The sequence below is a fragment of the Microcystis sp. 49638_E5 genome, from assembly GCF_021300285.1.
GTDB lineage: Bacteria > Cyanobacteriota > Cyanobacteriia > Cyanobacteriales > Microcystaceae > Microcystis > Microcystis aeruginosa_C.
Genome location: NZ_JAJTDH010000098.1, coordinates 1 through 10,415 on the forward strand (window position 1 = coordinate 1; position 10,415 = coordinate 10,415).

Here is a 10,415-nt window from a genome sequence, read left to right on the forward strand (position 1 = left end):
CCGTTAGCTCATTACCCGGCGCAGCCAGTCTCTTCGTTGTCGGTTTAGATGGCCGAATTTGGAGCAAGTTCTATGATCCCAGAATTGCAGATGCTAAATGGTCTGATTGGTTCCCCCTCGGAGATAACACATTTCCACCAACATCGGTGGTAACTGCCATCAGCGGAGTGCCTGGTGGGGTGACATTGTTTGTGGTCGGCTATGACCGAAAGGTGTGGAGCCAGTATTACGATCCTCGCGTTGAAAACCCAGCGTGGTCAGGATGGTTCCCTCTTTAAACCTATTCTTACTGGTTCGGCTACTGGGATCTGTTTTAAAACATGCCCCAGAATTTTCATGCAAGCCTCTGGTTATTACTTGATAGAGGATTTGAACTTCTGACCTCCAAGGTACCGGAGGTGTCTTTTCTCTCCCTAATGGCTTGCAGACGCCGCTGGTGCTGAGTTTGAGGTTAATGGCAGCCCCTGAGCGCGGAAAATGGGATGTCAAAAAAATGTTTGATATTATGCTTGAAATTTCTAAAACCTCTCTTAAAGTATTAGGCAGTGAGATATTTAATCAGATAACCAAAAGTAAATAACTAAAACAAAGATTTATTAAATCAAAATAGGTTGAAAATGGCAAGAAATGCAACAAACGAATTATTACAAAAAGCTAAAAAATCAAAAAGTGACGAGTTTTATACACAGCTTTCAGATATAGAAAGCGAATTACAGCATTATAAAAGTCATTTTGAAAATCAAGTAGTTTATTGCAATTGCGATGACCCCCGAATTAGTAACTTTTTTAATTATTTTACCTCAAATTTTAATGAATTAGGTCTTAAAAAAATAATAACATCTTGTTATAGAGAGCAAGTAAAAAATTTATTTAATACAGAAGAAGATGAAAAAGGGTTTTTCTTTGAATATACAGGTACAGAAGGCGAAAAAAACAAACCAAGTTCAACTGACCTAGTTTACTTTAATGGAGATGGTGATTTTCGTAGTTCGGAAAGCATTGAACTATTAAAGCAGTCCGATATTGTTGTTACCAATCCCCCATTTTCATTATTCAGAGAGTATGTAGCTCAATTGGTTAAATACGATAAAAAGTTTTTGATAATTGGAAATATTAATGCAATAACCTATAAAGAAATTTTCAAACTTATTAAAGAAAACAAGGCGTGGTTAGGAATAAATCTTGGTAGAGGTATTTCAGGTTTTATTGTACCTGAACACTATGAACTATATGGAACAGAAACTCGAATAGATAACTCTGGTAATAGAATAATCTCACCGAACAATTGTTTATGGCTTACTAATTTAGATAATTTTAAGCGGCACGAAGATATAGAACTCACAAAAATATATTTTGGCAACGAAGTTCAATATCCAAAATATGACAATTATGATGGAATTAATATTAATAAAACACAAGACATACCAATAGACTATAAGGGATATATGGGAGTGCCAATAACATTTTTACATAAATTTAATCCCGACCAATTTGAAATAATTAAATTCAGGAAAGGGAATGATGATAAAGATTTATCAGTAAATGGGAAATGTCCGTATTTTAGAATACTAATAAAGAATAAACGAATACAAACTGAATATATTGATTTAACTGACAAAGAAAGATAAGGTATAACAAATCGTTGTACCTGACATTTTTCCGCTACGATCCAAAATGTCGGTGAAATCGATCGTTATGCTCCAAACTTAGTGCGATGTCGAAGGCACTGCTACGCAATGCGATCGCCATCGCCGTAGGGTGCGTTCCCTAATATGGCTACTGCTGCTCCACTAATAGATTTTTGGGGAACGCACCATGCACATTGATTGAAACTGTGGGTTAAAGTGCGATCGCCGATTTTAATAAGCTACATTAACAACAATACTTAAAGAGAAGGCTTAAAATGGTTAAAGTTAAATCAACTTTGTACACGACAGCAAAAGTCCTACCGGGAAATAGAATTGAAATTGAATCTCCAGAGCTGACTGTAGGACAAACTGTTGAGGTAGTTATTTTGGTTGAAGAAGTTAGTTCTGATTCTTCTACCAGCGAATATATCTCTCCATCCTTAAAACAGCGTCTTGCTTTTCTGAAGTTACCAATGACTGAACGGAGGAATATTCTCAAAAGTCAAGCCGATATAATGCTCTCTCACTATCAACAAGATTCTGAATGGCAGGAGTTAATGGCAGGTGACATCATTGAGTATTAACCCTGAGCTGCCAAAACGTGGAGAAATTTGGTTAGTCAACTTCGATCCTACTGTTGGTGCAGAAATCAAAAAATTGCGTCCTGCTGTCGTCATCAGTTCCGATTCAGTAGGAAAGCTTCCTATCAAGCTTATTGCTCCTATTACAGACTGGAAAACATATTTTTCAGCAAATTTCTGGCACGTTAAAATTGAACCTAACAGTATCAATGGATTGAATAAAGCTTCTGCAATTGATACTCTTCAACTAAGGGGGGTGGATTTACAAAGGTTTATTCGTAAATTAGGAAGCGTTTCTGAAATTACAATACTGGAAATTGTAGCCGCCATTGCTACTGTAATCGAATTTGAGATCTAACAAATCATTGCACCCGACTAATAAAAAGCGACTGATGCTGGAAAATAGACCAAAATGGCGGGTGAATTCAGCTGGTAGGGTGCGTTCCCTAATGTGGTACTACTCCACCGATCGATTTTGGGGAACGCACCATGCACATTGATGGAAACTGTGGATTTAAGTGCGATGTCGAAGGCACTGCGTAGCAGTACACCGCTCTGGTGGGTTAGGTTAACGGCAGACCCCCAACTGTGATCTTTGACTTCATGCCAATTTGTGCGGACTGTATTCAGGTGTTACCTGCTGTGATAGTTAGTAAGTGAGCCTGTTCGTTGAGTTGAGGAGTAAAATAGGAGAAGTCCTAATCTAAGATTTAGTAATGGATAGAAGCATTATAGAACGGCAACCGCTAATTGAAGCAGTCAAGGCTCTCCCTGATGAGGCTTTAGTGGAACTGTCTAATTTTCTTGACTATCTTCGCTATAAAGCAGCCTATCAAAGAGAACTGACCACTCATTCTTCTAGTTTTCTGCTTGCAGTTGCAGGTTTAGGCAACTCTGGTCAAGAGGATATTTCAGAACGTGATGAAGAGATTCTAGGCAATGAGATTGATCCGGTGTCCGGCTGGAATCTTAACCCAAGCAATTCAGTATGACGGCGATACTTGACACCAGTTTTTTGTTTGCCTTAACCGATCAGGGCGATCGCAATCATCAACGGGTGTTGGCTATTGCTCAAAGCGTGAATGAGCCATTGGTTCTACCTGTCGTTGTCCTGCCTGAGGTCTGCTATCTGATTGCATCAAGATTGGGCCACCAAGCAATGCGCCGTTTTGTATCCAGTATGACACCTGATGCGGTTCAAGTTGAACCTGTAATCCCAGAAGACTTGGTACGAGTGCATGAGATATTGGAACAATATGCTGACAATCAGCTTGACTTTACAGATGCAGCGATCATTGCCATAGCTGAAAGGCTTACTATTACTCGCGTTTACACACTTGATCGCCGAGATTTTTCGATTATTCGTCCAAGTCACTGCGATTACTTTGAGTTATTTCCTTGAACCGCCAGCTAACACTGCGTGGCAGCGGACGGTCAAAATTCGTCGCTGCTGAGCTTGCTTTCTAATGCCGTCGCTGATTTGATCCGTTAGCGATCGAGCGCGCTACGCACCGATCGGGTTCTGGACTTCCCCGTTGACAAAAAGGCATAACCTGTGCTGTAGGGGGGATTAAGAGAATTTCCGATACCCTCTTACTGGGTACAAATTAAGAAAACCTCTAATAAATCTAACGCCGTACAAACTCCTCGTCAATAGCAAATCAGGTTATACTTCACACCCCACACCCCACACCCCACACCCTACCCCCACGAAAAACTTTTTCAGCAGACCCTACCTATCGATCCCATTTTTACCTATTCTAAGCGCAGGATTTCTCCACCTCTAGCTATAGATAATTCTGCTGCCTGGAGGATTTTGACTAATTCCGTCCCTACCGATCCCGAAGATACAGGAGAATCGACACCCGTAGCCACCGACTCTAAAAAATGTTCGCACAATGCTTTCAGGGGTTCACCATCGGCAATAGGGATAGATTCCGTCTCTTGTCCCCGGGGAATAAAATAGGCTTCCTGACGTTCAAAATAGCCCTTTTGTCGGGTTAAAGGCGATCGAGAGTCTAATTCATTAAAAATTAAAGTCCCTTCGCTGCCAACTATTCCTAAGCGTCGCTGTTTATCGGGATTCAACCAACAAAGGTGAATAGTCGCTTGAAAACCATCGCCATAGATCAGGGTTAACCAGACTAAATCGGCTAGATTAGGTTGTAGCCAGAAAGTTCCCCTCGCCTGTACCGATACTGGTGTACTATTTAACCAATGATTAAAAATCGAGATATCGTGAATAGCTAGATCCCACAAAGCGGACACATCCTGACGGACCGGCCCCAGGTGGGTACGAGTGGCATAACCATAAAGAGGTTTACCGATACCCCCGGATTGCAGGACTTTTTGTCCAGTGATAACGGCGGGATGAAAAAGATAGGTATGATCAACTAATAAAATACGCTGTTTTTTAGCCGCTAATGCCGTTAATTCGGCACATTCTTGGGGATTGAGGGTTAAGGGTTTTTCGGCGAGGACGTGATAACCTAAATTAAGAGCATCTTTAATCAGGGGATAATGGCTGATGGCGGGAGTAACGACGACCACAGCCGAGATTTCGGGGTGATTGCGAATAGATTCCCAGTCATTGGCTAAAATAACCTTATTAGTATCGAGATTAAATTGATCGCGACAGAGACGGAGTTTTTCAGGGGAGGGATCAACGATCGCCACTACTTGCGCTGAGGGATGTTGAGAAAAATGACGGACGTAATGCACTCCCCAACGTCCTACCCCTAAGATAGCGATTCCTGTGGACATTTTGCTTACTCAGATAAATCAATCTAGTTTATCTTAAAAGGATTAGGCGCAATTGTTAATTGATTCTGAGAACTGGAAGGGATTATGTTAAAATTTTTTATCGATCGAGGGGGAACTTTTACCGATATCGTGGCGATAATCGATCAACCAGAAATTATTGAACGACTAGCTAGAGATGCCGCTAGATTTCTGATTGTTCCCCTTGCCGATCAACAGTGGATTGTTCTCTATAAACTGCTCTCGGAAAATCCCGAAAAATACCCAGATGCAGTCATTCAAGGGATCAAAGATATTAGCGGTTCCCTAGATAACATCGAAGTGATCAAAATGGGAACAACGGTAGCCACAAATGCGCTGTTAGAAAGAAAAGGAGAGCGCACGGTTTTGTTAATCACCAAAGGTTTTAAAGATGCCTTGAGAATTGGCTATCAAAATCGCCCCGATATTTTTGCCCGTCAAATTATTCTTCCTTCTTTATTATACGAACAAGTTATCGAAGTGGCCGAACGCTACGATCGTCAAGGACAAGAATTAATCGCCGTTAATCCCGCCCAAGTTAAAGCCGATTTAATACCAGTTTATCAAGCGGGTATCCGAAGTTGTGCGATTGTTTTTATGCACGGTTATCGTTATCCTGACCACGAAAAACAAGTGGCAGCCATTGCCGAAGAAATCGGCTTTACTCATCTAGCCATTTCCCACCAAGTCAGTCCTTTAATGAAACTGGTATCCCGGGGAGATACCACGGTAGTTTCTGCCTATCTATCGCCAATTTTACGCCGCTATGTTGATAGTATTAGCCAGCAATTACCGAAAACTAGCTTACTATTTATGAAATCCGATGGCGGTTTAGTCACCGCCGATAAATTTCAGGGTAAAGATAGCATTTTATCTGGTCCTGCGGGGGGAATAGTCGGGGCAGTACAAACCAGTTTAAGGGCGGGATTTAGCAAAATTATCAGTTTTGATATGGGAGGAACTAGCACCGATGTTTCTCATTTTCAAGGGGAATACGAGCGCCAAACAGATAACGAAATTGCCGGCGTAAGAATGCGAGCGCCGATGTTAAGTATTCACACCGTGGCCGCTGGTGGGGGTTCGATTTTAGTCTATGATGGTTATCGTTTTCGGGTCGGACCAGAAAGTGCCGGAGCTAATCCGGGACCTGCCTGTTATCGACGGGGTGGCCCATTAACAATTACCGATGCTAATGTTTTGTTAGGAAAAATTCAAGATGCCTATTTTCCCGCTATTTTTGGAGAAGAGGGAAATTTACACCTAGATAGAGAGATTGTGCTGACAAAGTTTCAAGAATTGGTGGCAACAATGGGGGGTAATAATAGTCCTGAAATGTTGGCTGCGGGGTTTATTCAAATTGCCGTAGAAAATATGGCTAATGCGATTAAAAAAATCTCTCTACAAAAGGGTTATGATCTCAGTGATTATACTCTTTGTACCTTTGGCGGTGCCGGGGGTCAAGTGGCTTGTTTAATTGCCGATACTCTGGGAATGAAAAGCATTTTTCTCCATCCCTACGCCGGGGTTTTAAGCGCCTACGGCATGGGTTTGGCCGATTTGAGGGTAATTAAAGAAAAAGCGATCGAACAGCCGTTAAATGCCGATTTAATCGGGGAGTTACTCCCGGAAATGAACGAATTAGAAGTTTTAGCGGGTCGGGAATTAGAGGGTTATAATCGGGTGCGGCAGCAAGTTAGTTTAAAATATCAAGGCAGTGATGCCACTTTAGCGGTTAATTTTAGCGATCAAATGCGTCAGGATTTTGAACGGGAACATCAAAGACGTTATGGGTTTAAACAAGAACAAAAAGCTTTAATTGTTGAGTCGATTGCCGTGGAATTGATCCAGACTATGGACAGTCCCCAAGAAGCAATTTTAACCCGCACCCGTCCGATGGGAGAATTACCTCATATCCTCGATCGAGTAGCGGTTTTTATGGCTAATCAATGGCGGGAAACGCCAATTTATCAGCGTTCAGATCTGGAACCTTTTGATTGTCTGGCAGGACCGGCAATTATTATCGAAAAAATTAGCACGATTGTGATTGAACCGGGTTGGATGGCAAAATTAACGGAGAAAAATCATTTAATTCTCTCCAAAGATTAGCTAATTGAACTACATAGAAATATCTACGGCAGTTATTCTAATTGATCAATTCTCATTTCGCCGAGGTATTTACGGAGATAGGGAGAAAAAACCTCGTAAATCAGGGTAAGGGGTTGGCGAGCGTGCCAAAATAGGTAATGACGACCCCAAAAAGCTCCTTTTTCCCCAAAAGCTATTTCTAATTCCGGGGAATGACCGTAATAAAGTCCCTGCACATCGCGATACAATTCCGTGTGCAGCCGCGAGAGACTTTCCCAAATCGGTAGGGAACGATTTTCTAGATATTCGTCCACTTGATTGGCAGACCACCAAGAAGCGGCATAGGCTAACCTTTGACCGCTCGCTGTGCGTAACCAGACTTGACGACGCAATCTCGGCCCCGGAATCAGGCTAATTTTCATCGGTGCGCCATCCTCATCATCGCCGATGGGGGACATATCGATCACATCCACTTCCGTTTTTTCACCGGTTAAAAGTTGTAAATGACGGGTGGGAGAACCATCACCGAGAATTAAAATCTGCCAAGGAGGCGCGAGTTGGCTATGGGGTAAACCTTGTTTAACATCGGTTTCGTCTCCTTGCCAGAGAGGGGACAGGGAGTACCAAGGAGGATTAAGCAGGGGCTTTTCTTGGGGGCGGAGGATAGCAGTCAAGGTTTGTTACAAAACTTTATGATTTTTTCATTAATCATAACACGGGATTTTTGTCTGCTGGCGATAAAAGCGATCGCCTTGTTCCAATCCTCTCTAAATTTTTCGGTTAGCAGATGCAATCTTGCCAAAGGAGATCGGCTATTTTGATATTAACGATAGAAAGGTATCAAAATCTGGAGGAGTTTTTGTAATCTTCTCAGGGCAATTAATTGTCGAATCTTGGGATTAATTTGGGGGGAATAAATGCTGGTGGCTAATTGTTCTTCTAGTAAGGCATATTCTGCCGCAGTTAGGGGTTGATTATCCAGGGGCGATCGAGCCGAAGTGATAATTTCTGCTCGTAAAACTTCTTCGGGAATATCTTCAGGAGAGGGCAAAGCAAGGGCTTTTAGGGGCGAGAAGAAACCGATCGAGATGAGGATGATAATTTTGATCGTTCGCTGCATTTAATTTAAACCGGGGGGCAATTTTTCTCGACACTGTTGATGAATTTCCCCGATTCTAGCAAACAACCAGGGATATTTTTGACGATAACTGGGAATTAGAGCCAGAGGACTGAGTAGGGCAGTGGCGGCAATATCGGCTACACTTAATTTATCCGCCACCAAATAGGGCTGATTTTGCCAATATTCTAGAATCTTGAGGGCATTTTCTAGGCGCTCCTCCGCTAATTTTACCCTGGCTGGGGTGATTTTATATTGTTGTCGCACGATATTAATAATTATTTGACTACTCAGGGAAGAATCGATCGCTTTTCCCTCTCCAGCGCGATAATTATAATAGACAAATCTCGTCGCTACTCCAATACTTTCATCTAACCAATCCTCTAGTAACCAAGCTTGATTTTTCTCCTTTTCCCCATCGGGAATAAAAGAGGGGAAAGGAACTACTTTTTCTAAATATCTGAAAATGGCAGTAGAATCGGCAATAATCTCATCTGCTGCCATTAAAACGGGGACAGTGGTTAACCCTTTAGTTAGGGGTCTGAGTTTGAGAATATGTAGTCCAGGGGTGAGATTTTCTACTTGGTAATCAATCCCCTTATAACCTAGTGCTAAACGAGCTTTGCGACAGTAATGAGAGGTGCTAAATTGAAGTAAAAGCATTAATTGTTGTTGATTGCTATAGTAGTTATCAGTTATCAGTTATCAGATTTGAGTTTTAAGTGACCAGTATGTATTAAGCGAGCAGTATTATTCCTACTGTGTTTTCACTGATTACTGTTTACTGTTAAATGAATTGGCAATAGGTCTATACTATGAGCAAACCCTCCCTTTTTTCGGCTGTTTCTCGTCCTTATGCGACTAATTCACAAGCAAAAGATCCCTGGTTAGCGGTCAATCTCTCGATGTTTTTCCCCGGTTTGGGACAATGGTATGCTAGCAAAAACCAAAAAGCAACCATTTGGGCGATCTCTCAAGTAATATTAATAATTGTGACAATTTGGTCAATTTTTAGCCCCAATGGCCCTGTAAGCTGGGGATTAGGGGGAATAGTTGCTCTGGTTATCGTTTACATTAGCAATATTTTTGACGCTCACTGGACTGTTTATGATTCCAGACAGAATAACAGCTTAGAGAAAATTCCCCGGAAACAAAAAAACCCATGGTTTGCCGTCTTCGCTAACCGGATTATGCCAGGTTTGGGGCAATTGTACGCCGATAAGGTGATCTTAGGGATAATTTTTCTGACTATATCCCAGATTAGCCTGAAAATGGATCATTTTTTGACCAATATCCTCTTTCTTACCCCTTTAGTTACAGTGATCGCTATTTATCACGTTTATCACACTTTCCCCGATCAATTCCACCCCCATCGTCACACCTATCGTTCCATTTTGGCACTGATGGTGGGAGTGATTTTTACTTGGGGAATTATCTGTAATTATTTTCCCAATTGGTTACATCAAAAAATAGAATTTTTCCAGATTCCGAGCGAATCCATGCTACCTACCCTCGCAATAGGTGATCGCGTTTTCGTCAGTCAATCCAGTAATTATCAAGCGAAAAGAGGCGATATAATTGTTTTTAGAACTCCGGAAAAAATTAGGCAACTAGATCCTAAGTCTGGAGATTTTTTTATCAAACGAGTCATCGCTATTGCCGGAGATACCATTGAAATCCGCAGGGGTAAAGTTTATCTCAACCGGCAAGTTATCGAGGAACTCTACACCGCCGAGTTAGCCAATTATGAAATGGAATTTATGACTGTACCCCCAAAAACCCTGTTTGTTTTGGGAGATAATCGTAACCATAGTTTTGATTCCCGTGATTGGGGTTTTTTGTCGGAAAGTTATATCGTTGGTCAAGCCTATAAAGTTTACTGGCCCCTCGATCGTGTCCAGTCTTTGTTATGATGGGGATGACTATTGATTTTCAGCTATCTTCAAGGGGTAATTTTAATCCTATCTACTTATTAGCGAGGAAAAACCTAACCGCAAGAATTTTGGCTCTCTTGGATTTGGTGGGTAAAGTGTATTCTAAGATACATTCCTCCTAGCGAGGGGGTGGAACGAACCACAAAGACACAAAGGACACAAAGATTAATCGATCATATAGCATTTACATTTGAGACGTGGAAACCAATTTCTGAAAAAAATGCTATAATCTAAGTCAATGTTTTAATAACTTTAATTATGGACAAGGCTCAGAAAATCAAAAAAGATA

Annotated in this window: 13 protein-coding genes; 9 read left to right on the forward strand and 4 right to left on the reverse strand. The window is 41.5% G+C overall.

What is annotated here, in order from left to right; translation table 11 throughout:
• From LW728_RS19730 to LW728_RS19760, 7 genes are all read left to right on the forward strand, one after another.
• A partial coding sequence (locus LW728_RS19730; RefSeq protein WP_287767807.1) for a PLL family lectin occupies positions 1–278 on the forward strand: 278 nt, incomplete at its 5' end.
• Between the two features lie 176 nt (positions 279–454).
• Positions 455–580, forward strand: coding sequence for an EcoRI family type II restriction endonuclease (locus LW728_RS19735; RefSeq protein WP_223211159.1), 126 nt, complete (start codon positions 455–457; stop codon positions 578–580).
• Between the two features lie 37 nt (positions 581–617).
• Positions 618–1,628, forward strand: coding sequence for an adenine-specific methyltransferase EcoRI family protein (locus LW728_RS19740; RefSeq protein WP_287767809.1), 1,011 nt, complete (start codon positions 618–620; stop codon positions 1,626–1,628).
• Between the two features lie 275 nt (positions 1,629–1,903).
• Positions 1,904–2,212 (forward strand): hypothetical protein, encoded by a 309-nt coding sequence (locus LW728_RS19745; RefSeq protein WP_287767811.1) that lies wholly within the window; start codon positions 1,904–1,906, stop codon positions 2,210–2,212.
• The gene (locus tag LW728_RS19750; RefSeq protein ID WP_172968156.1) at positions 2,193–2,567 is read left to right on the forward strand and encodes a type II toxin-antitoxin system PemK/MazF family toxin; all 375 of its coding nucleotides are present in this window, start codon (positions 2,193–2,195) and stop codon (positions 2,565–2,567) included. Before LW728_RS19745 ends, LW728_RS19750 begins: the two co-directional genes overlap by 20 nt.
• Before the next feature lie 358 nt (positions 2,568–2,925).
• The gene (locus tag LW728_RS19755; RefSeq protein WP_287767814.1) at positions 2,926–3,201 is read left to right on the forward strand and encodes a hypothetical protein; all 276 of its coding nucleotides are present in this window, start codon (positions 2,926–2,928) and stop codon (positions 3,199–3,201) included.
• The gene (locus LW728_RS19760; RefSeq protein WP_002758126.1) at positions 3,198–3,611 is read left to right on the forward strand and encodes a type II toxin-antitoxin system VapC family toxin; all 414 of its coding nucleotides are present in this window, start codon (positions 3,198–3,200) and stop codon (positions 3,609–3,611) included. The genes LW728_RS19755 and LW728_RS19760 overlap by 4 nt, the downstream gene beginning before the upstream one ends.
• Before the next feature lie 353 nt (positions 3,612–3,964).
• Here LW728_RS19760 and LW728_RS19765 read toward each other — a convergent pair whose 3' ends face one another.
• Positions 3,965–4,972 carry a Gfo/Idh/MocA family protein gene (locus LW728_RS19765; RefSeq protein ID WP_287669626.1) on the reverse strand — a complete coding sequence of 336 codons (1,008 nt, stop codon included), beginning with the start codon at positions 4,970–4,972 and terminating at the stop codon, positions 3,965–3,967.
• Positions 4,973–5,056: 84 nt separating this feature from the next.
• Here LW728_RS19765 and LW728_RS19770 point away from each other — a divergent pair, with 84 nt between their 5' ends.
• A complete protein-coding gene (locus LW728_RS19770) occupies positions 5,057–7,096 on the forward strand; it encodes a hydantoinase/oxoprolinase family protein (RefSeq protein ID WP_287767816.1) in 2,040 nt (679 codons plus the stop codon).
• 32 nt (positions 7,097–7,128) lie between these two features.
• Here LW728_RS19770 and LW728_RS19775 read toward each other — a convergent pair whose 3' ends face one another.
• The 3 genes from LW728_RS19775 to LW728_RS19785 form a co-directional block, all read right to left on the reverse strand.
• Positions 7,129–7,749, reverse strand: a complete 621-nt coding sequence (locus LW728_RS19775; protein ID WP_287669630.1) for a chorismate lyase — start codon at positions 7,747–7,749, stop codon at positions 7,129–7,131.
• A 149-nt stretch (positions 7,750–7,898) separates the two neighbouring features.
• On the reverse strand, positions 7,899–8,195 hold the full coding sequence (locus LW728_RS19780) for a glutathione S-transferase (RefSeq protein WP_287767818.1): 297 nt from the start codon (positions 8,193–8,195) through the stop codon (positions 7,899–7,901).
• Positions 8,196–8,855, reverse strand: a complete 660-nt coding sequence (locus LW728_RS19785; RefSeq protein WP_287669633.1) for a glutathione S-transferase family protein — start codon at positions 8,853–8,855, stop codon at positions 8,196–8,198.
• 152 nt (positions 8,856–9,007) lie between these two features.
• Between LW728_RS19785 and lepB the strand changes: the two genes are divergently transcribed.
• Positions 9,008–10,105, forward strand: a complete 1,098-nt coding sequence (gene lepB, locus LW728_RS19790) for a signal peptidase I (RefSeq protein WP_287767820.1) — start codon at positions 9,008–9,010, stop codon at positions 10,103–10,105.
• Positions 10,106–10,415: the final 310 nt, after the last annotated feature.